This is a genomic window from Saccharomonospora amisosensis (assembly GCF_011761185.1).
GTDB classification, from domain to species: Bacteria; Actinomycetota; Actinomycetes; order Mycobacteriales; family Pseudonocardiaceae; genus Saccharomonospora_A; species Saccharomonospora_A amisosensis.
Window position 1 is genome coordinate 4,784,385 of record NZ_JAAOYM010000001.1, and the last position, 19,930, is coordinate 4,804,314.

The following is a 19,930-nucleotide window of genomic DNA, read 5'->3' on the forward strand; positions in this document are numbered from 1 at the left end:
CTCGGCCGCACTCGATCGATGCTCGCAGCGCTGTCATCTGGGCCTTCATCTGGGCATTCATCTCGCTAGTACTTCAGCAGGTTCGTGTCGTCGACCGAAGCCGATCGGCGGGTGCGGAAGATCGACATGATGATCGCGAGCCCGACGACCACCTCGGCGGCGGCGACAACCATCACGAAGAAGGCCATCACCTGACCGTCGACGGAACCGTTGATGCGCGCGAACGTCACCAGCGAGAGGTTCACCGCGTTGAGCATGAGCTCGATGCACATGAACACCACGATGGCGTTGCGCCTGACCAGCACGCCCACAGCCCCGATGGTGAACAACAGCGCCGAAAGCAGCAGGTAGTACGTCGGGGTCACTTGTCATCCCCTTCCGTGTCCTTACCGACGAGAGCGTGCGCGTCCGGTTTGGGCACCTCACCCGCCACCTGCTTGCGCTCCGCCTCCAGCTTCGCGGTCGGCGTGGACTCGATGAGTTCGGAAAGCGACTCCGGCGCGATCGAACCGTCGGGCAGCAGCGCGGGAGTAGCCACCGAGTTGGCGGTGGCGAACACACCCGGCCCCGGCTTGGGCGACGGGCGCTCGTACTCACCGCGGAACCGTGCTTCGACCAGTTCCCGCTGGCTTCGCTTGCCACCCCTGCCGTGCCTGGAGGTGAACGACAGCACCATGCCCGCCATCGCGGCGGTGATCAGCAGCGCGGAGGTCAGTTCGAACGGGAACAGGTAGTCGCTGAAGATGATCCGGCCGAGCCCACCAGCGCCGCCACCTTCCGGGCTCCACGGGTTGAGCGGCTGCGCCGGAGTGACGTCGGCGACCGCCCTCGTCAGCGCGGCCGCGAGCAGTCCGGCCACACCGATTCCGAGCACACCCGCGGCGAGTCGCTGCCCCCGAAGCACCTCGACCACAGAGTCCGAAGACTCCCTGCCCACGAGCATCAGCACGAACAGGAACAGCATCATGATCGCGCCGGTGTAGACGATGATCTGCGTGAAGCCGAGGAACTGCGCCTGCTGTGTCAGGTAGAGCAACCCGAGCGAAAGCATCGTCAGCACCAGCCACAGCGCCGAGTGCACCGCGTTGCGGGCGAACACCATGCCCAGCGCACCCGCGAGCGCCAGCGGGCCGAGAATCCAGAACGCCACGGCCTCGCCCGTCGACACGGTCGCGTCCGCACCTGCCTGCGCGAGCACCGGCGCGATCATGAAATCGCCTTCTCTTCCGAGGTCTCCACCGTCTCGCCTCCCGGAACCCCGCGCTCACGTGCCAGCTCGGGACCCTTGACGTAGTAGTCCTGTTCGTCGTCGCCAAGCCGCATCGGGTGCGGTGGCTGCTCCATCCCGGGCAGCAGCGGCGCGAGCAGGTCCTCCTTGGTGTAGATCAGGTTCTGCCTGTCGTCGTCGGCGAGCTCGTAGAAGTTGATCATCGTGAGCGACCTGGTCGGGCACGCTTCCACACACAGCCCGCAGCCGATGCAGCGCAGGTAATTGATCTGGTAGTCCTTGCCGTAGCGCTCGCCCGGTGAGTAGCGCTCCTCGTCGGTGTTGTCGCCACCCTCGACGAAGATCGCATCGGCGGGGCACGCCCACGCGCACAACTCGCAGCCGACGCACTTCTCCAGTCCGTCCGGATGCCGGTTGAGCTGGTGGCGGCCGTGGTAGCGCGGCGCGGCGGGTGCCCCGATCTCCGGGTACTCCTCGGTGATCACCTTCTTGAACATCATTCCGAAGGTGACCCCGAAGCCCTTCAGCGCGTCGAACATGGCGTGGCTCCGATCAGCGAGCGTGGATCGGCGTGGATGCATCGCAAGGCGGAGGCGAGGCCTCGTACCGGGTCGTACTCGGGCTCGCCGACAACGCAGCGAGGCGCCGCGCCGGCCGCGCTCGCCGGAGCTTTCGCCGTGTGCGGCGCGCACCGATCAAACATCCCCATCGGTGTTCTCCTTACCTGAGCTGACCGCGGCCGGTTGCTTCTTCGCGGACTTCGCCTTGGCCCGCAGTGCCTTCCGGCGCGGCGTGGTCTCCGGCACCTTCAGATCCAGCGGCGGAACCGGGTATCCGCCGCCGGTGATGGGCACCGAGTCGTCCTCGGGCACCTGCTTCTCCGGCAGCAGCAGCGTCAGCAGTACCAGCACCACGATGACGATGCCGCCGACAAGGAGGATCTGCCCGGTGGAGACCTCCGCATCGGTGCGCACAGCGCGGATCGCGGAGATCACCACGACCCAGATCAGCCCGATCGGGACCAGCACCTTCCAGCCCAGCTTCATGAACTGGTCGTAGCGGAATCTCGGCAGCGTGCCCCGCAGCCAGATGAAACCGAACAGGACGATCAGCATCTTGCCGAAGAACCACAGCAGCGGCCACCAACCGGTGTTGAGTACGCCGCCGCCGATCGCCGACAGCGGCCACGGCGCCATCCAGCCGCCGAGGAACAGTGTGGTGGCGAACGCCGAGACGATCACCATGTTCGTGTACTCGGCGAGGAAGAACATGGCGAACTTCATCGAGCTGTACTCGGTGTGGAACCCGCCGACCAGCTCCGATTCCGCCTCGGGAAGGTCGAAGGGTGCGCGGTTGGTCTCGCCGACCATGGAGATCAGGTAGATCACGAAGCTGGGCAGCAGCAGGTAGAAGTACCAGCCGTTCTGCTGTGCCGCCACGATCTCGCCGGTGGCAAGCGACTGCGCATACAGCGCCACCCCGATGATGGAAAGGCCCATCGCGATCTCGTAGGAGATCACCTGCGCCGCCGAGCGCAGCCCACCAAGCAGCGGGTACGGCGAACCGGACGACCACCCGGCGAGCACGATGCCGTACACGCCCACCGAGGCACCGGCGAGGATCAGCAGGACACCCACCGGCAGCTCGATGAGCTGCAACACGGTGCGCTCACCGAAGATCGACACTTCGGGGCCGAACGGGATGGCCGCCAGCCCGATCAGCGCGGGCACCACCGCGATCACCGGTGCCATGAAGTAGACCTTGCGGTCGGCGGTGTCCGGGATGATCTGTTCCTTGAACGGCAGCTTGATCGCGTCGGCGAGGGACTGCAACGAACCACCCGGACCGACCCGGTTGGGTCCTGGCCGGTTCTGCATCCGGCCGACGATCTTGCGCTCACCCACGATCAGGCCGATCGTCATGATCGGCCCGATCAGCATGACGACGACGACCTTCAGCAGGATGAGCCACAGCGGGTCGTCCGCGAGTAGCTCCGCCCTTGTCAGCGCGTCCTGGGCCTGAGCGAGGTACGGGGTCACTGTTCACCTCCGGCCGCGATGGAGACCACGGCGCCGTGTCCGACGCCGAGGCGGGCGCGGACCTTCGAATCCGCCGAGTTGGCAGGCAGCCACACCACACCGTCCGGCAGGTCGGCCACCTCCACCGGCAACGTGATCGAGCCCCGCGCGGTGGAAACCGTGACCATGCCGCTCTGGCCGCGTACACCCTTGGCCGTGGCCGCCGACATCCTGGCGACCACCGGCCGGGCCGTTCCGGCGAGGTGGGGCTCGTCGATCTGCAGGGAGCCGTCGTCGAGCAGCTGGCGCCAGGTCGCCAACACCGCCTGCCCCGGTCCCGCCTGCGGAAGCTGCCCGTTCGGCACGTCCGGCGCGGCGGAGCGGGACGGCGCCGCCTTGCTCGCCGCCGGGGAGAGCCGGTGCAGGTCACCGGCCGCCGCCGAGGGGGTCTGCGTGAACAGGTCGGCATCCATCTCCACGCCGAGGGTGTCCAGCACCCTACAGTCCGGCAGCGCGCCGGTACCGTCCAGCGTGATCGAGAACTCGCGGCGACGGCCTTCCCAGTTGAGGAAGCTGCCGGATTTCTCGTCGACCGGGGCGACCGGCAGTACCACGTCGGCGTGCTCGGTGACGGCGCTGTGCGCCAACTCGATACTGACCACGAAACCGCAGCGCTCAACGGCCTCGCGGGCAAGCATCGGGTCGGGTAGATCATCGGGGTCGACGCCGCCGATCAGCAGCGCGTCGAGGTCCCCGTTACGAGCCGAGGTCAGGATTCCGGTGGTGTCGCGACCAGTTCGCGAGGGCAGCGAACCGGGCTCCAGCCCCCAGGCGCGCTCCACCTCCGCGCGGGCGGCAGCGTCCACAACAGACCGTCCGCCAGGCAGCAGTGTAGGCAGCGCACCCGCCTCCACCGCACCACGCTCACCCGCCCTGCGCGGAACCCACGCCAGCGCGGCCCCGGTGCGTTCGCTGAGCCGGTGCAGCGCCGAGAACAGGCCGGGGATCTCCGCCGCCCGCTCTCCGACCAGCACCACGGCGCCGTCCGCGCGCAGCCCCTGGTCGAGATCGGGCGCGTGCTGCCCGATGCCGTCGACCGCCCCGGCCTCAGCACCGGGTGCACAGGCCAGCAACTCGCCGAAGGTCTTGGTCACCGCGGGCGTCGTCCACTGCCCGATGTGGACTACCTTGGTGCCTCGCTTGCTGGCGCCCTTACGCAGCCGCAAGAAGATTGCGGGAGCTTCCTCCTCCGGCTCCAGCGCCACACACAGCACCAGTGGGGCATGTTCGAGCTTGGTGAAGGTGACCCCGTTCTCCGGGGTCGTGCCGACCACGCGGGAGGCGAGGAAGTCCAACTCCTCAGCGGAGTGTGCCCTGGCCCTGAAGTCGATGTCGTTGGTGCGCAACGCGATACGCGCGAACTTGCTGTAGGCGTAGCCGTCCTCCAGCGTCAGCCGCCCGCCAGGCAACACGCCGACGCCCCGGCCTTCGCGTGCCTTCGTCAACCCCTGGGCCGCCACGCGTAGCGCGTGCGTCCAGGAGGACTCCTCCAACTCGCCGGTTTCCGGGTCGCGGACCAGCGGCCTGCGAATACGGCTCTTCGCGGTGGTGTAGCGGAACGCGAACCGGCCCTTGTCGCAGATCCACTCCTCGTTCACCTCCTGGTCCTCACCCGCGAGCCTGCGCATCACCTTGCCGCGCCGGAAGTCGGTTCGCACGGCGCAGCCGGAAGAGCAGTGCTCGCAGACGCTCGGCGACGACACCAGGTCGAACGGCCGCGACCGGAACCGGTACTGGGCACTCGTCAGCGCGCCAACCGGACAGATCTGGATCGTGTTTCCGGAGAAGTACGACTGGAACGGCTTGCCGCTGGCCGTGTGCGAGGCCATGTCGTAGATCTCGGCAGTCTCGGCGGTGCCGATCTGCTGGTGCACGCCACGTTCGAGCAGGTCGATGAACGGGTCGCCCGCGATCTGGTCGGAAAACCGGGTGCACCGCTGGCACAACACGCACCGCTCGCGGTCGAGCAGGATCTGCGTGGAGATCGGAAGCGGCTTGGGAAAGGTTCGCTTCGTGTCGCGGAACCGCGAGTCCGGCCTGCCGTGCGCCATCGCCTGGTTCTGCAGCGGGCACTCGCCGCCCTTGTCACAGATGGGGCAGTCGAGCGGGTGGTTGATCAGCAGCAGCTCCATCACGCCCTGCTGAGCCTTGTCCGCCACCGGCGAGGTCTTCTGGGTCTTGACCACCATGCCGTCGGCGACCGTCATCGTGCAGGACGCCTGCGGCTTGGGCATCGGCCGCCCGCCCATCTCCACCTCTACGAGGCACTGGCGGCAGGCGCCCGCGGGATCGAGCAGCGGGTGATCGCAGAACCGGGGGATGACGGTGCCGAGCCGCTCGGCGGTGCGGATCAGCAGCTCGCCCTTGGGCGCGACGACCTCTTCACCGTCAATGGTCAGCTTGACGTGGCCTTCGGGGACCTCGATCTCCTTGGCCGAGGGATTCTCGGGTGCGATGGTCATGGTGCTCCCACCAGTTCGGGCGAACTCGCCCTGTTCTTGTCGCAGAGCGCGAGGAACTCGTCCCGGAAGTACTGGATGCCGCTGGTGATAGGGCTTGTCGCGCCGTCACCGAGCGCGCAGAAGGCGCGGCCGAGGATGTTGTCGCAGACGTCGAGGAGCGTGTCGATGTCCTCCTCGGTGCCACGGCCCTCGACCATTCGCTCCAGGATCTGGGCCAGCCAGTAGGTGCCCTCCCTGCACGGCGTGCACTTGCCACAGGACTCGTGCTCGTAGAACTTCGTCCACTTCATCACCGCCCACGGAACGGAGACGGTTTCGTTGAACACCTGCACCGCGGTGGTTCCCAGCATCGAGCCCGCCTCGGCGGCGCCCTCGAAGTCGAGTGGCACGTCAAGGTGCTCCGCGGTGAACAACGGCGTGGACGACCCGCCAGGTGTCCAGAACTTCAGCGGAATGCCGTCCTTCATGCCACCGCACAGTTCGAGAAGTTCCCGAAGCGTGGTGCCCAGCGGGGCCTCGTACTGGCCGGGCCGTTCGACGTGACCGGAGATCGAGTAGATCTTCGGGCCCGGAGACTTCTCCGTGCCCATCTGCCGGAACCAGTCGGCACCGCCGTTGACGATGTAGGGCACGCTCGCGATCGTCTCGACGTTGTTCACGGTGGTCGGCGCGGCGTAGAGGCCTGCGGCGGCAGGGAACGGCGGCTTCAGCCTCGGCTGGCCGCGCCTGCCCTCGAGCGAGTCCAGCAGCGCGGTCTCCTCGCCGCAGATGTAGGCACCCGCGCCCGCGTGCACCGTGATGTCGAGGTCGAAGCCCGAGCCGAGGATGTTCTTGCCCAGGTAACCGGCGTCGTAGGCCTCCCGCACCGCGGCGTTCAGCCTGCGGATGCAGTGCAGTGCCTCACCGCGCACGTAGATGAAGCAGCGATGCGCCCGCATCGCGTACGAGGCGATGATGCAACCCTCGATCAGTGAGTGTGGGTCGGCCATCATCAGTGGGATGTCCTTGCAGGTTCCCGGTTCGCCCTCATCGGCGTTGATGACCAGGTAGTGCGGCTTGCTCTCGTCCTTCGGCATGAAGGACCACTTCACGCCCGCGGGGAAGCCCGCACCGCCCCGCCCGCGCAGCCCCGCGTCCTTGATGAGCTGGACGAGTTGCTCCGGCGTTCCCGCGAGCGCTTTGCGGAAGGCGGTGTAGCCCTCGAGCTTCTCGTAGGTGGCGAGTCGCCACGACTGGGGCGAAAGCCACCGCTTGGTCAGCACCGGGGTGATCGGGTCGGCACTCATTTCGCCTCCTGTGCTTTGCGGGACACCCGCACCCGGTCAGCGTCCATGACCGGAACAAAACCACGGTCAGTCATGGCCACCTCCCGCGCTTTGCGGGACACCCGCACCCGGTCAGCGTCCATGACCGGAACAAAACCACGGTCAGTCATGGCCACCTCCCGCGCTTTGCGGGACACCCGCACCCGGTCAGCGTCCATGACCGGAACAAAACCACGGTCAGTCATGGCCACCTCCCGCGCTTTGCGGGACACCCGCACCCGGTCAGCGTCCATGACCGGAACAAAACCACGGTCAGTCATGGCCACCTCCCGCGCTTTGCGGGACACCCGCACCCGGTCGGCGTCCATGAACGGCAACGAAACGATGATCGTTCATTTCGCCTCCTGTGCCGGCGGCAGCGGGACATCGTCCGCCATCGCGGGCGCCGTCCACGCGCGGTCGGCGGCCAACTGCGCTCCGCGCAGCGTTTCCACCGCCTGCGAAGGACCGTCCACATCGGCGCGGAACACATGGTCCTCCTCGGGGAAGAACCCCGCGAGTTGACGTTCCACGGATTTGAAGTCCGAAAGCGGCGCGCCCCTTGTCGGCGCGGGTTTCTCGCCGCGCCGAAGCGCGTCGACGAGTTCCACCGCCTGCTCCGGCGTCTGGTTGTCGAAGTACTCGTAGTTGACCTGCAGCACCGGTGCGAGGTCGCACGCCGCGAGGCACTCGGCGTGCTCGAGCGTGATCGAGCCCGGTTCCCCCGGCGTACCGGCCGTCTCCTCGTGGCCAAGCGGCTTGCCGTCCTCGCCGAGATGTTCGGCGAGCTTCGCGTAGATCGCGTCGCCGCCGAGCGCGGCGCACAGCGTGTTCGTGCACACGCTCACCAGGTGCTCGCCGCACGGCTTGCGCTTGTACATCGTGTAGAACGTGACGACCGCGCTCACCTCGGCCTCGGAGAGGTCGAGTTGCCGGGCGCAGAACGCCACTCCTTCCTGACTGACGTAGCCCTGCACCGACTGCACCAGGTGCAGCATCGGCAGCAGCGCCGAGCGCGGCTGAGGGTAACGCGCGGCCAACTCCTTGGCCTGCTGCTCGATGTCGGTCCCGAACGGGTCGGCCAGCTCGGTGTCGGTGAGCATGCCTTCTTCGTGGACGGGCGAGATCTCGACGACGTCCACGTCCTCACCAGCCGCCGCGAAGGTCTGCTTGGCCTGCTGCGGCCCTGGACGTGGCGTCTCCGAAGACGTGGTCATCGGTCCACTCCCCCCATCACAGGGTCGATCGAGGCGACGGCCGCGATGACGTCGGCGACCAGACCGCCCTCCGACATCGCGGGCATCGACTGTAGATTCACGAAGCTGGGTTCCCTGACGTGCACCCGCAACGGCCTGGTGCCACCGTCGGAGACGAGGTGGTAACCGAGTTCCCCTCGCGGTGACTCCACCGGCACGTACACCTGGCCCGGCGGCACCGAGAACCCTTCGGTGACCAGCTTGAAGTGGTGGATCAGCGACTCCATCGACTGACCCATGATCTTGCGGACGTGCTCGAGCGAGTTGCCCATTCCGTCGCTGGAGACCGAGAGCTGCGCAGGCCAGGCGATCTTCTTGTCCTCGACCATCACCGGGCCCGGTTCGAGTTTCTCGAGCACCTGCCTGATGATCCGCAGCGACTGGTGCATCTCCTCGACCCGGATCAGGTACCTCGCCCAGCAGTCGGCCTCGGTCGAGGTAGGCACGTCGAACTCGAACTCGTCGTAGCAGGAGTAGGGCTCCACCTTGCGCAGGTCCCACGGCAGCCCGGCTGAGCGAAGCACCGGCCCTGTGACGCCCAGCGCCAGGCAGGCATCTACCGGCAGGTAGCCGACACCCTTCAGTCGATTGCGCCAGATCGGTTGCCCTGTGAACAGCTTGTCGTACAGCGGCAGCCGCTTGTCCATCACCTTGCAGAACTCGGTGACCTTCTCGTGGAAGTCGTCCGGCATGTCCTGTGCCAGCCCGCCGGGGCGGATGAACGCGTGGTTCATCCGCAGGCCGGTCAGGTGCTCCAGCAGGTGCAGCACCTCTTCGCGCTCGCGGAAACCCAGCGTCATCGCGGTTGTGGCACCCAGTTCCATGCCACCGGTGGCGATGTAGACCAGGTGTGAGCCGATCCGGTTCAGTTCGAGCAGCAACACCCGCAGCAACTGGGCCCGACGTGGCGCCTCGATGCCGAGCAGCTTCTCGACCGCCAGGCAGTAGCCCATCTCGTTGGACAGCGGAGCGAGGTAGTCCATCCTCGTCACGAACGTGACGCCCTGGGTCCAGGTGCGGTACTCGCAGTTCTTCTCGATCCCGGTGTGCAGGTAGCCGATGACGGAGCGAAGCTGCGTTACCGTCTCGCCCTCCATCTCGAGCACGAGCCTGAGCACGCCGTGAGTGGATGGGTGCTGCGGTCCCATGTTGATGACCATGCGCTCGTCGTGCGTGGCATCGGAGAGCACGTCGTCCCAGTCACCGCCGCTGACGGTGTAGACGGGACCCTCGGTGGTCTCGCGATGCTCGGCGTAGCGCGCGCTGTCGGAGCCCTCCGGCGTCGTGTCGGTGCCGGTGCTCTTGCCTGCGATCTGTTCGCTGCTGGTCATGAGTACGACCTCCGCGTGTCGGGCGGCGGGATCTCCGCGCCCTTGTACTCCACCGGGATGCCGCCGAGCGGGTAGTCCTTGCGTTGCGGGTGGCCGTCCCAGTCGTCGGGCATCAGGATGCGGGTGAGCGCGGGGTGACCGTCGTAGACGATCCCGAACATGTCCCACGCCTCGCGCTCGTGCCAGTCCGCCGTCGGGTAGACCTCGACGATGGACGGCACGTGCGGGTCGTCGACATCGAGGGCGACCTCCAACCGGATGCGGCGGCGGTAGGTCATCGACGTCAGGTGGTACACCGAGTGCAGCCGCTGCGGCACGTCGACGCCGTAGTCCACACCGGACACCGAGCTGCACAGTTCGAAGCGAAGTCCCTTGTCGTCGCGCAATGTCCGGCAGACGCCGACCAGGTGCTCCCTTGCCACGTAGAAGGTGATCTCGCCACGGTCGACGGTGACCTGCAGGATGGCTTCGTCGACGGAGATACCGTTGTCCGTCAGCGCCGCGAAGAACTCGTCGGCGAAGTCGTCGAACCATCCGCCGTACGGCCGCTCGGCCGGCGGTGGCGAATACGCGGGCAGGCGCAGCCCGCCGTAACCGGAGGTGTCGCCGGTGCCCGACACCCCGAACATGCCCTTGCGCTCGCGACCCGCGACGACCGGCTTCGCAGGCCTCGCGGGCTCGGGCCCGCGCGGTTCCAGACCGGATTCCTCACGCTCGGCGCTGGACTGCTCGCCGCCGGTCTCTGGCTTGTCTTCAGGCATCTGCGAATCACTTCACTTCTTCGCGTACTTGATCGAGGAGGGCACGAGCTCGGTGGTCTCCCCGCTCGCCGCACGCAGCGCCGCCCTGCGCGGGCCCATCGGCTCGTCCTGGATCTTGGCGTGCAGCTTGAGAATCGCGTCGAGCAGCATCTCCGGCCTCGGCGGGCAACCCGGCAGGTACATGTCGACGGGAACGATGTGGTCCACGCCCTGCACGACGGCGTAGTTGTTGAACATGCCTCCCGAGGATGCGCACACGCCCATAGCGAGCACCCAGCGAGGTTCCGCCATCTGGTCGTAGATCTGCCGAAGCACCGGCGCCATCTTCTGCGTCACCCTGCCCGCGACGATCATCAGATCGGCCTGGCGGGGCGTGGCACTGAACCGCTCCATCCCGAAGCGCGCGATGTCGTAGCGGGAACCACCGGTGGTCATCATCTCGATGGCGCAGCAGGCGAGCCCGAAGGTCGCGGGCCACAGCGAGTTCTTGCGTGCCCAGTTGACGACACCTTCCAGCGTCGCAAGCAGGATTCCGTTCGGAAGCTTCTCTTCGAGACCCATAGCTATCTCAGTTCCAATCCAGCCCGCCGCGCCGCCACACGTAGATGTCGGCGATGAAGAAGGTCGCGATGAACAGGGTCACGGCGACGACTCCCCACAGGCCGAGCGCGTCAGCGGCCACGGCGTAGGGGAAGAGGAACACCATCTCGATGTCGAAGAGGATGAACAACATCGCCGTGACGTAGTAGGCCACGGGCATCCGGCCTCCGCCGACCAGCGGCTGCGGGGAGGGCTCGATCCCGCACTCGTATGCCGACAGCTTCGCCTTGTTGTACCTGCTCGGTCCGAGCAGCGGTCCGAGTAGCACGGAGAACAGACCGAAGGCCAGCGCGAGCCCGAACAGCAAGACCAGTGGCAGGAAGACACCAAGGCCGGATTCCGCGCCATCCTGCGCCAGCACCTCTACCGCGGAAACCGAGGAGTTCACTGCGGCACCATCCTTTCCGCGCCGCTGCGTAACGGACATGGTTGGAGCAACTACCTTGGCGTGACCCTAAGGGACTTCGGTCACACCCCCGGGCGTTAGGGCAGCCTTACACGCCGTGCTCACCACCCTTGTCGCAGCCGACGCACTCCACGCCACTTGTGAAAAGGTTCACAAGCCTCCCTGTGAAGTTGTGAAGCCATTCACAAACCATGGCAGCAGTGTAGGACGCGACTCGCACCGTTGTCGCTAGCGGCCCCGAGATAAGGCGCGCCTAATCCGGGGCGCGCGAAGCCTCGCGGCGCATCCGGGTAGACCAGTCGAGACCAGCACAAAAGGGACCGCCGACCAGGCAGGGGCAACCTTGGAGTACGACCGTACTGTGAGTTTTCCCACTGCCTGGCCGGACGGTCAACGCGGAGTGGGAGCCAACCGGGACAGCACGGTGACGAGCCGGTCGACGGCGTCACCGCCGCTGGTGTCGTAGCAGCCGGACATGCCCTTGAAGACCAGCGGGATCAGTGGGTTGATGCGCAGGCCGTACTTCGTGGCCAGCCGCATGATGCGCGGCTTGCCGATCGCCTTGGCGAACAGGTTGCCCAGTTGGTAGTAGCCACCCATCAGTTCGCCGACGGCGCGCGGGTAGCCGTGCAGCGCCCGTTCCCGCGAGGGCCCCTCCGGGCGGGCGAGGGCCTGCACCACGTATTCGGCGGCCAGCCGGGCCGACTCCATCGCGGCTGCGATGCCCTCGCCGTTGAACGGGCTCACCATGCCGCCCGCGTCACCGAGCAGTAGCAGCCCGTCCCGATAGTGCGGTGTGCGGTTGAACCCCATCGGAAGACCCGCGCCGCCGATGCGGCCGATCGCGTTCTCCTCCTGGTAACCCCACTCCGGCGGGGTGGAATCCAGCCACGACCGCAACAACGCGCGGTAGTCGGTGTTTCGGAAGGCCTTCGACGTGGACAGGATGCCGAGGCCGACGTTGACCGTGCCGTCACCGAGTGGGAATGCCCAGCCGTAGCCGGGCAGCAGCTTCGGATCGCGCGGGTCGCTGCGGTCCCACAGTTCGAGGTGCCCCTCGATGTAGGGCTCGTCGTGCCGGGGACTCTTGTAGTAGCGCCGTACCGCGACCCCCATGGGTCGCTTGTCGTGCTTCTCGATCCCGACCGATAGAGCCAGCCTGGCGGACACCCCGTCGCAGGCGAGTACAAGCGGCGCGCGGTGCCTCACCGGGCGCTTCTCCTGCCCCGCCTTGCCCTCGACACCGATCACCCTGCCGGTTCGCTCGTCGGTGAGTGCGGCGGTGACCGTGGTGCGCTGGCGCAACCTCGCCCCGGCCCGCACGGCGGTCCTGGCGAGCAGGTCGTCGAAGTCGTGCCTGGTTCGGGCGACGCCGTAGGGCGGGTAGCTGGTGAGCTCCGGCCAGTCGAGTTCCAGCGTCAGCTCGCCGGTGAGGATGCGCAGCCCCCTGCTGTGCACCCAACCCGCGTCCTCGCTGGTGTCGATGCCGAGGTCGATCAACTGCTTCACGCCCCTTGGCGTGAGCCCGTCGCCGCACACCTTGTCGCGGGGGAACTCGCTCTTCTCCAGCAACAGCACGTCGAGGCCGGCGCGGGCGAGGTAGGTGGCGGCAGTGGAACCGGCTGGTCCCGCGCCCACGACGATGACATCGGCGGTCTCGTCAGCGATGTCGTCAGCCGTGGTGTCGGCGCCGTGAGGGCCCGCCGCGTTGGTCATGCGGCCGAGTCTACGGAGGGAACCCGCGCACGGTGGATGGCGACGACACCGAATGTGAGGTTCATCCACTCCACGTTGGTCCAGCCCGAGGCCGCGATCAGCTCGGCGAGACCACGCTGGTCTGGCCAGGCGAGTGTCGACTCGGCGAGGTAGGAGTACGCCTCGGGGTTAGAGGAGGCCCTGCGACCCAACCACGTCAGGACCCGCAGCAGCAGCTTCTGGTGCAGGAACCGGATCAGCGCGTTGGGCGGGGTGGAAACCTCGCAGATCACCAGCCGCCCACCAGGACGCACCACCCTCGCGATCTCGGTGAGCGCGGCCGAGATGTCGACGAAGTTACGGAAGCCGAAGGTGATCGTCACCGCGTCGAAGCTGTCGTCGGCGAACGGCAGGTGCAGCGCGTCGGCCGCGACCATCGGCACTCCCCTGTGCCTGCCGCTGCGCAGCATGCCGAGTGAGAAGTCCGCGGCGACGCACCAGGCACCGCTCCTCGCGTACTCCTTGGTGGAGACACCGGTTCCAGCGGCGAGGTCGAGCACCCGCTCGCCGGGGCGGGCGTCGAGCGCCTTGCCCGTGCTGATTCGCCACCTGCGGTCGAAACCGAACGTCATCACGGAGTTGGCGCGGTCGTAGCCATTCGCGACGCCGTCGAACATCGCCGCGACTTCGCGAGGATTCTTGTCGAGACTCGCACGGGACATGACCGGAGTGTAGTCGTCAGTCGCGGCGCCCTAACGGAGCGCGGCGAGCATCCCTCGCACGGAGGTGCTCCAGGCGAACTGCTCGGCCCTTGCGCGGGCCGCCGTTCTGCGGTCGTGCTCCGGCCGGTGCAGCAGGGTGGTGACCGCGGTCGCGAAGGCCGGCGCCCGGTCTGCGACCGCCGCCCCGCAGCCCGGCCGCACGAGCTCGGCCAGTGCCGACGACGCCGACACCACGACGGGGGTGCCCGACGCGAGCGCTTCCAGCGCGGCGAGCCCGAACGTCTCGTGCCTGCCGGGCGCCAGCGACACGTCGGCGCTGGCGAGCAGCTTGGCGACGGCACGGCGGTCGGAGACGAAGCCGAGGAAGGTCACGGGCAGCCCGCGTGCCCTGCGCTCAAGCGCGCGACGGCTGGGTCCGTCGCCCGCGACGACCAACCGCACGTCGACGCCCGCATCGGTCAGTTCCGCCACGGTGTCGACACTGCGGTCGACGTGTTTCTCAGCGGAGAGGCGTCCACAGTGGACGAGCAGGGCGTCCGCACCGCCTGCCAGTTCCCGCCGCCAGCTCGCGTCGCGCATGGTGGGTGTGAACTCACGCAGGTCGACACCGAGCGGTACCCGCCGCACGTTGCCCGCATTGATGCGGTCGAACTCGGCACGTGCGAACGAGGTGGTGCACACCACCCCGTCATAGCCCGCCGCGAGCCTGCGGTTGGCCACGTCGGCGACGCGGCGCGCCAACGGCGGGGGCAGCAGGAACTGCTCCAGCAACCGGTCGAGCCGCTCGTGCGGGATGACGACGGCGCGTATTCCCCTCCGGCGAGCCCACACCCCCATTCCCCGCAGCGTCAACCGGTCGGATACCTCCAACCGATCGGGGCCGAGCCGCCGCAGCAGGCGGCGGACCCGGTAGGGGTCGACCGCTCGGTAACCGCCGGTTCCGGGTAGGCGGGGCGCGGGGAGGCCGATTCTGCGCACCCCGTTGTGCAGCGCCTCGTCGGTGTGCCGCGCGTCGGGCACGACCAACGTGACGCTGTGCCCATCCGCGACGTAGCCTCCGCCGAGGTGGTGCAGCGCGGTGCGCAGTCCGCCGGAGCGTGGTCCGTAAAAGTTCGCCAGCTGCACGATGTGCATGTCAGGCCGCTGTCGATACGGGAAGGCACACCGCTTGGTAGTGCCCGACAAGCTGACCGCACACGGCTGCCCAGGAGCGCCCTTCGACGCTGTCGCGGGCCGCCCCCGCCAGCCTCTCGCGCAGGCGCGGCTCACGTAACCGCTCGACGAGGTCGAGCAGCGCGGAGGCGAACTCCTCGCGTCGCGGCGGCAGCAGGTAGCCGTTGACCCCGTGCTCGACGAGGTCGCGCGGGCCGCCCGCCGAGGGGGCGAGCACCGGCACCCCCGATGCCAGCGCCTCCTGCACGGCCTGGCAGAACGTCTCGTGCGGCCCGGTGTGCACGAACACGTCCAGGCTGGCGTAGACCTCGGCGAGTTCGGCCCCGAATCGAGCCCCGAGGAAAACCACACCCGGCAGCCGCTCGCGCAGCCGGGCCGACTCAGGGCCGTCCCCGACGACCACGACCCGCACACCGGGCAGCCCGCAAAGCGCCGCGAGCCGATCCACCTCTTTCTCCGGCGCGAGCCTGCCGACGAAACCCACCAGCAGCTCGCCGCCCGGCGCCAGCCGTTCCCGCAGCCCCGCGTCGGCGCGCGAGGGGTGGAACAACTCCAGATCCACACCGCGTCCCCACCGGTGCACCCGGGGAACGCCGTGGGAACGCAGCTGCCGCACCGAGTCGGTTGACGGCGCCAGCGTGCGGTCGGCCCCGCGGTGCAGGTGGCGCACCCACCGCCAAGCCGCGCGGGCGGCGAGGCCGAGACCGTACGCGGAGGCGAACCCGGCGACGTCGGTCTGGTAGACGGCCACCGACGGCACACCGAGCCTGCGCGCGGCGGCCAGCCCACGGGCGCCGACGACGAACGGCGAGGCCAGGTGCACCACGTCGGCACGGAAGGCGGCGAGCGCGGTGAGCACGGTGCGGGTGGGAACGCCGACCGGAAGCGAGCTGACCACCGGCAGGCTGAGCGAGGGCACCCGCACCACCTGTGCTCCGCCGTACTCGGTGGGTCCGGTACCGGGGGCGACCACCAACACATCGTGTCCGCGGCGGGTCAGCTGTTCCACGACGCGCAGCACGGAGTTGGTCACGCCGTTGACCTGCGGCAGGAAGCTCTCGGTGACAATGGCGACGCGCACGGCCAGAACTGTCGCAGTGCGGTCGGTGCGGCCGACCACGTGAACGTGACCAGCCGGTCAACGCCTCGGGAACTCTTCGTCACCCGGACGAGACGTTCACAACTGTCGAGCGGTTGGTCACCTCGGCGTCGCGTTGCCGACACCCGCGACGGCCACGCTGGACCGGCATGACGCTACTGTCCTCCCGCCCCGGGTGTCCGGTGGACCCGGGCCTGCTGTCAAGGGCACTCGAGGTGGCCGGGCGCCTCGCGGGCGACGCGACCGACGTGATCATGGCGACCGCGGGCAGAGGCACGCGGTCGGAGGCCGAGGACTCACCGTTCGACTGGGTGACCGACACCGACCGCACACTGGAACGCCACACGCGGCGGGTACTGACCTCGGAGTTTCCCGGGATGCCCGTGGTCGGGCAGGAACTAGGCGCCGACGAGGGCGCCGACGAGGCGAAGTACCGCTGGGTCGTGGACCCGGTCGACGGCACCGCCAACTACGTGGCAGGCGTCCCGTGGTGCGCATACAGCCTCGCGCTGCTGGACGACTCGGGGCCGGTGGTCGGCGTGGTGGCCGACCCGTATCGGGGCCACATCTACACCGCCGCCCGCGGCCGTGGGGCGCGGGTCAACGACAGGTCGGTGCGGCTTGTGGACACCGGGCGCTGCGCGGGTGCGCTGGTTTGTACGGAGCTGACCCGCACGGGCCCGTGGCCGGGCATGGGCGAGTTCATCGAACGGGCGGCCGCCGCGAGCGTCGGCGTGCGGGTGCTCGGTTCGGCTGCGCTTTCGATCGCGCAGGTGGCACTCGGCCACGCGACGGCGGCCGTGCTGCACAGCTACCACGAGTGGGACGTCGCGGGGGCGGTCGCGGTCGCGATCGAGGCAGGCGCCGCGGTGCTGGACCGGCGAGGCGAGGGCGCGGGCGGCTGTGCGCTACCAACCGACGGGCTGCTGGTCACGGTGCCGAGCGTGGCCGAAGACGTGCTTTCGTGGTGGTCAGGGACTTCGCGGCGCGGCGGCTAGCCAGTCACCATTACGCGGTCACCGGTTGGCGGTCACCGTGGCGCGGTCGCGGTTGCGTAGCCACCACAGCAGCGGCCCCGCGACGAGCCAGATGCCCACGAGCGTGCTACCCACGGGCAGCAGTGTCAGCAGCCACGTTCGGCCCGCGACCCGCGCCAGTTCCGGGTCGCCCCGGTCGTACTCGATGCGCACCAGTTGACCCGCGCTGAGCCCGTCCGGGTACAGCACGCCGTTCTCCGGGCTGTGTGCCACCCCGTCCGGGGTCTCGAACCTGATCAGAGTCCGGTCGAACAACACCTGCTCTACCTGCGCGGTCGCCGTGCCCAGATCGCCGGAGATCGCGTGGTCATTGCGAAGCGCGCCGAGGACCAACGTCACGCACAGCAACGTGCCGACCGAGGCCAGGCAGAGCACCACGATGACGCCCACCCGGGAAGCCCGCACGTTGCCAGCCACGGCGGTGAGCATATCCGCCCGCTACGGCAGAGCCCGCACGGCGGAGGCGACAGCCGAGCGCAGCCGCTGATGCAGGCCTCGATGCCGCGAGCGGTCCACTCGCACCTCCACGACCCGCAACCCCGGGCGAGGTCGCAGTGCGGTGCGGAACTCCTCCAGCGTGCCCGCGAGGGTGTAGGGCACGCGGTAGCCAGCGCACAGCGCGGCGAGGTCGGCGCCGTGTGGCGTGCCGAAGACCCGCTCGAAACTGCGGCTGTGTTCTGGAGCGCCCTGCTCGAGCAGCGAGAAGATCCCACCGCCGTCGTCGTTGAGCACGACGAGCGTGAGGTCGGGCCGGGTCTCGGCGGGCCCGGTCAGCAGCCCGTTGGCGTCGTGCAAGAAGGTCAGGTCCCCAAGCAGCGCGTACGAAGGCCCCCTGTGCACGGTGGCCGCCCCGATGGCGGTGGACACCGTGCCGTCGATGCCAGCGACTCCCCGGTTTCTGTGCACCAGTACGTCCGGTCGCAGCCCACCGACGAGCGCGACGTCGCGGGTCGGGTTGGAGGAGCCGACGACAAGCAGCGAGTCCCGCGGCAGTGCGGCCACAAGTTCGGCCGCCACCCGCAGCCCGCTCGGCCACGGCTCCTCGGCGAGCGTGCCGCGCACGGCTTCGGTGGCGGCGGCATCGGCACGCTGCCAGCGCGCCAGCCACTCCGGGTCAGCCGGTTTGGTCGGCTCGTCGAACCACTGCCCGACCTGCCGGACGTTGTGCGCGGGCGCGGGCCAGTCCGAGTCGGGCCGCACCAGCAGCACCTCGACGGAAGCGTCGGAAAGCAACTGCTGCACCTGGCGAAACACGGTGGGACGGCCGATGCACAGCACCTGTTCGGGCTTGTGCCGCGCGATGAACTCCTCCACCGCGAGCAGCCACGGCCCGCCGGAGATCGCGGTCGCGCCGCCGAGACCGAGGCCGCCCGTCTCTGCGATCACCGGCCAGCCGTGCGACTCCGCCCATTCGCTTGCGGCTCGCACGCCCGCGTCGCAGGCGATCACCAGACCGTGCCGGGCGGAGGGCACCACGAACGAGGGCAGCGCGCCGAAGTCGGGCAACTCCGTCCAGCGGGCCCCGCGCGGCCTCCCGTCCAGCGGCTCGTACCACTCCTCGTCGCCGTCGGGCACCAGCGGCTCGCGGAACGGCACGTTCAGGTGCACCGGGCCGCAGCGCCATTCGCCGTAGGCGGCGTTCCACGCCCGGCAGATCTGGCTGCGCCAGTAGGCGTTCTGCCCGGCCCTGCGTTCCGCGACGGCGAGTTCGTCGAAGTAGCGCACGGCACCGCCGTAGAGCGCATGCTGGTCGATCACCTGATTGGCGCCAGCGGCACGCAGTTCGGGGGGCCGGTCCGCGGTCAGCACGATCAGCGGCACCCCTGCCCGGTCCGCCTCCAACACGGCGGGGTGGAAGTTGGCGGCCGCGGTGCCCGAGGTGCACACCAGAGCGACCGGTCGCCCGGTGCGGGCGGCGATGCCGAGCGCGAGGAAGGCGGCTCCCCGCTCGTCGATGCGCACATGCAGGCTGAGCTTGCCCGCCGCGGCGGCGTCGAAGAGCGCCAGCGAAAGTGGTGCGTTACGCGAGCCGGGGCTGAGCACCACGTGTGAGACGGTGTTGCGGACGAGTTCGTCCACGAGGACCCTCGCCTGGGCGGTGGAAGGGTTCACTGGCGAGCCCCCTCAGGCGTGGTCGACACACGACATATTCTCCCAAGCGTGCATGACGCCCAGGTATCGCAGCTGTTCGACCCCACCGCGTGGGAGGAGATCGAGGGCTTCGACTTCACCGACATCACCTACCACCGTTCGACTGGAACCCGATCCGGCAAGCGCGTCGTCCGGGTGGCGTTCAACCGGCCGGAGGTGCGTAACGCCTTCCGCCCGCACACCGTCGACGAGCTGTACCGCGCGCTCGACCACGCCCGGATGAGCTCCGACGTCGGCTGTGTCCTCCTCACCGGCAACGGTCCTTCGCCCTCCGACGGCGGTTGGGCGTTCTGCTCTGGTGGTGACCAGCGTATTCGCGGTCGCTCCGGCTATCAGTACGCCAGCGGCGAGACCTCGGACACCATCGACCCGGCACGGGCGGGCAGACTCCACATCCTGGAGGTGCAGCGCCTGATCAGGTTCATGCCGAAAGTGGTCATCGCGGTGGTACCCGGCTGGGCGGCGGGCGGTGGCCACTCGCTGCACGTTGTGTGTGATCTCACGCTCGCCTCGGCGGAGCACGCGCGGTTCAAGCAGACCGACGCCGACGTCGGCTCCTTCGACGGCGGGTTCGGATCGGCATACCTGGCCAGGCAGGTCGGCCAGAAGTTCGCCCGCGAGATCTTC

Annotated in this window: 20 protein-coding genes; 2 read left to right on the forward strand and 18 right to left on the reverse strand. The window is 68.6% G+C overall.

All coding sequences use genetic code 11. The features are described from left to right. Window positions 1-65: 65 nt before the first annotated feature. From nuoK to FHU38_RS23320, 16 genes are all read right to left on the reverse strand, one after another. Window positions 66-365 (reverse strand): NADH-quinone oxidoreductase subunit NuoK, encoded by a 300-nt coding sequence (gene nuoK / locus FHU38_RS23245; RefSeq protein WP_009152263.1) that lies wholly within the window; start codon window positions 363-365, stop codon window positions 66-68. Continuing rightward, window positions 362-1,210 carry an NADH-quinone oxidoreductase subunit J gene (locus tag FHU38_RS23250; RefSeq protein WP_167175205.1) on the reverse strand — a complete coding sequence of 283 codons (849 nt, stop codon included), beginning with the start codon at window positions 1,208-1,210 and terminating at the stop codon, window positions 362-364. Before FHU38_RS23250 ends, nuoK begins: the two co-directional genes overlap by 4 nt. Next, on the reverse strand, window positions 1,207-1,767 hold the full coding sequence (gene nuoI, locus FHU38_RS23255; protein ID WP_167175209.1) for an NADH-quinone oxidoreductase subunit NuoI: 561 nt from the start codon (window positions 1,765-1,767) through the stop codon (window positions 1,207-1,209). Before nuoI ends, FHU38_RS23250 begins: the two co-directional genes overlap by 4 nt. A gap of 156 nt (window positions 1,768-1,923) precedes the next feature. Beyond that, on the reverse strand, window positions 1,924-3,267 hold the full coding sequence (gene nuoH / locus FHU38_RS23260; protein WP_167175212.1) for an NADH-quinone oxidoreductase subunit NuoH: 1,344 nt from the start codon (window positions 3,265-3,267) through the stop codon (window positions 1,924-1,926). Further along, window positions 3,264-5,768: an NADH-quinone oxidoreductase subunit G gene (locus FHU38_RS23265; protein WP_167175215.1), complete on the reverse strand. Its 2,505-nt coding sequence runs from the start codon at window positions 5,766-5,768 to the stop codon at window positions 3,264-3,266. Before FHU38_RS23265 ends, nuoH begins: the two co-directional genes overlap by 4 nt. After that, on the reverse strand, window positions 5,765-7,054 hold the full coding sequence (nuoF, locus tag FHU38_RS23270) for an NADH-quinone oxidoreductase subunit NuoF (RefSeq protein WP_167175218.1): 1,290 nt from the start codon (window positions 7,052-7,054) through the stop codon (window positions 5,765-5,767). Before nuoF ends, FHU38_RS23265 begins: the two co-directional genes overlap by 4 nt. After that, entirely contained in the window at window positions 7,051-7,410 is a 360-nt protein-coding gene (locus FHU38_RS23275) for a hypothetical protein (RefSeq protein ID WP_167175221.1), read from the reverse strand. Before FHU38_RS23275 ends, nuoF begins: the two co-directional genes overlap by 4 nt. A 15-nt stretch (window positions 7,411-7,425) precedes the next feature. Continuing rightward, on the reverse strand, window positions 7,426-8,289 hold the full coding sequence (gene nuoE / locus FHU38_RS23280) for an NADH-quinone oxidoreductase subunit NuoE (protein WP_167175224.1): 864 nt from the start codon (window positions 8,287-8,289) through the stop codon (window positions 7,426-7,428). Then, a complete protein-coding gene (locus tag FHU38_RS23285) occupies window positions 8,286-9,659 on the reverse strand; it encodes an NADH-quinone oxidoreductase subunit D (RefSeq protein WP_167175227.1) in 1,374 nt (457 codons plus the stop codon). The genes nuoE and FHU38_RS23285 overlap by 4 nt, the downstream gene beginning before the upstream one ends. Continuing rightward, window positions 9,656-10,420, reverse strand: coding sequence for an NADH-quinone oxidoreductase subunit C (locus tag FHU38_RS23290; RefSeq protein WP_167175230.1), 765 nt, complete (start codon window positions 10,418-10,420; stop codon window positions 9,656-9,658). Before FHU38_RS23290 ends, FHU38_RS23285 begins: the two co-directional genes overlap by 4 nt. 12 nt (window positions 10,421-10,432) lie before the next feature. After that, window positions 10,433-10,981, reverse strand: a complete 549-nt coding sequence (locus FHU38_RS23295) for a NuoB/complex I 20 kDa subunit family protein (RefSeq protein ID WP_167175233.1) — start codon at window positions 10,979-10,981, stop codon at window positions 10,433-10,435. A gap of 7 nt (window positions 10,982-10,988) precedes the next feature. After that, window positions 10,989-11,408: an NADH-quinone oxidoreductase subunit A gene (locus FHU38_RS23300; RefSeq protein ID WP_009152253.1), complete on the reverse strand. Its 420-nt coding sequence runs from the start codon at window positions 11,406-11,408 to the stop codon at window positions 10,989-10,991. A 408-nt stretch (window positions 11,409-11,816) separates the two neighbouring features. Continuing rightward, a complete protein-coding gene (locus FHU38_RS23305) occupies window positions 11,817-13,142 on the reverse strand; it encodes a geranylgeranyl reductase family protein (protein ID WP_208415797.1) in 1,326 nt (441 codons plus the stop codon). Then, the gene (locus FHU38_RS23310; RefSeq protein ID WP_167175236.1) at window positions 13,139-13,843 is read right to left on the reverse strand and encodes a demethylmenaquinone methyltransferase; all 705 of its coding nucleotides are present in this window, start codon (window positions 13,841-13,843) and stop codon (window positions 13,139-13,141) included. Before FHU38_RS23310 ends, FHU38_RS23305 begins: the two co-directional genes overlap by 4 nt. Window positions 13,844-13,873: 30 nt before the next feature. Continuing rightward, entirely contained in the window at window positions 13,874-14,977 is a 1,104-nt protein-coding gene (locus FHU38_RS23315; RefSeq protein ID WP_167175239.1) for a glycosyltransferase, read from the reverse strand. A gap of 1 nt (window position 14,978) precedes the next feature. Continuing rightward, entirely contained in the window at window positions 14,979-16,097 is a 1,119-nt protein-coding gene (locus FHU38_RS23320) for a glycosyltransferase family 4 protein (protein ID WP_313886865.1), read from the reverse strand. A gap of 167 nt (window positions 16,098-16,264) precedes the next feature. On the opposite strand from FHU38_RS23320, the gene FHU38_RS23325 reads away from it, so the two are divergent. Further along, window positions 16,265-17,113, forward strand: a complete 849-nt coding sequence (locus FHU38_RS23325; RefSeq protein ID WP_167175242.1) for an inositol monophosphatase family protein — start codon at window positions 16,265-16,267, stop codon at window positions 17,111-17,113. Window positions 17,114-17,131: 18 nt separating this feature from the next. Here FHU38_RS23325 and FHU38_RS23330 read toward each other — a convergent pair whose 3' ends face one another. Further along, window positions 17,132-17,581 (reverse strand): DUF3592 domain-containing protein, encoded by a 450-nt coding sequence (locus tag FHU38_RS23330; protein ID WP_167175245.1) that lies wholly within the window; start codon window positions 17,579-17,581, stop codon window positions 17,132-17,134. 9 nt (window positions 17,582-17,590) lie between these two features. Next, the gene (gene menD, locus FHU38_RS23335; RefSeq protein WP_167175249.1) at window positions 17,591-19,264 is read right to left on the reverse strand and encodes a 2-succinyl-5-enolpyruvyl-6-hydroxy-3-cyclohexene-1-carboxylic-acid synthase; all 1,674 of its coding nucleotides are present in this window, start codon (window positions 19,262-19,264) and stop codon (window positions 17,591-17,593) included. Window positions 19,265-19,312: 48 nt separating this feature from the next. Between menD and FHU38_RS23340 the strand changes: the two genes are divergently transcribed. After that, the coding region (locus FHU38_RS23340; protein WP_167175253.1) for a 1,4-dihydroxy-2-naphthoyl-CoA synthase at window positions 19,313-19,930 on the forward strand (618 nt) is incomplete at its 3' end.

What these genes read in the sequence shown, in the direction of transcription:
- FHU38_RS23250 (WP_167175205.1), bottom strand. Translation starts at nt 1,210, where the DNA reads ATGATCGCGCCGGTGCTCGCGCAGGCAGGTGCGGACGCGACCGTGTCG.
- nuoI (WP_167175209.1), bottom strand. Translation starts at nt 1,767, where the DNA reads ATGTTCGACGCGCTGAAGGGCTTCGGGGTCACCTTCGGAATGATGTTC.
- FHU38_RS23265 (WP_167175215.1), bottom strand. Translation starts at nt 5,768, where the DNA reads ATGACCATCGCACCCGAGAATCCCTCGGCCAAGGAGATCGAGGTCCCC.
- nuoF (WP_167175218.1), bottom strand. Translation starts at nt 7,054, where the DNA reads ATGAGTGCCGACCCGATCACCCCGGTGCTGACCAAGCGGTGGCTTTCG.
- nuoE (WP_167175224.1), bottom strand. Translation starts at nt 8,289, where the DNA reads ATGACCACGTCTTCGGAGACGCCACGTCCAGGGCCGCAGCAGGCCAAG.
- FHU38_RS23285 (WP_167175227.1), bottom strand. Translation starts at nt 9,659, where the DNA reads ATGACCAGCAGCGAACAGATCGCAGGCAAGAGCACCGGCACCGACACG.
- FHU38_RS23290 (WP_167175230.1), bottom strand. Translation starts at nt 10,420, where the DNA reads ATGCCTGAAGACAAGCCAGAGACCGGCGGCGAGCAGTCCAGCGCCGAG.
- FHU38_RS23295 (WP_167175233.1), bottom strand. Translation starts at nt 10,981, where the DNA reads ATGGGTCTCGAAGAGAAGCTTCCGAACGGAATCCTGCTTGCGACGCTG.
- FHU38_RS23305 (WP_208415797.1), bottom strand. Translation starts at nt 13,142, where the DNA reads ATGACCAACGCGGCGGGCCCTCACGGCGCCGACACCACGGCTGACGAC.
- FHU38_RS23310 (WP_167175236.1), bottom strand. Translation starts at nt 13,843, where the DNA reads ATGTCCCGTGCGAGTCTCGACAAGAATCCTCGCGAAGTCGCGGCGATG.
- FHU38_RS23315 (WP_167175239.1), bottom strand. Translation starts at nt 14,977, where the DNA reads ATGCACATCGTGCAGCTGGCGAACTTTTACGGACCACGCTCCGGCGGA.
- FHU38_RS23325 (WP_167175242.1), top strand. Translation starts at nt 16,265, where the DNA reads ATGACGCTACTGTCCTCCCGCCCCGGGTGTCCGGTGGACCCGGGCCTG.
- FHU38_RS23330 (WP_167175245.1), bottom strand. Translation starts at nt 17,581, where the DNA reads ATGCTCACCGCCGTGGCTGGCAACGTGCGGGCTTCCCGGGTGGGCGTC.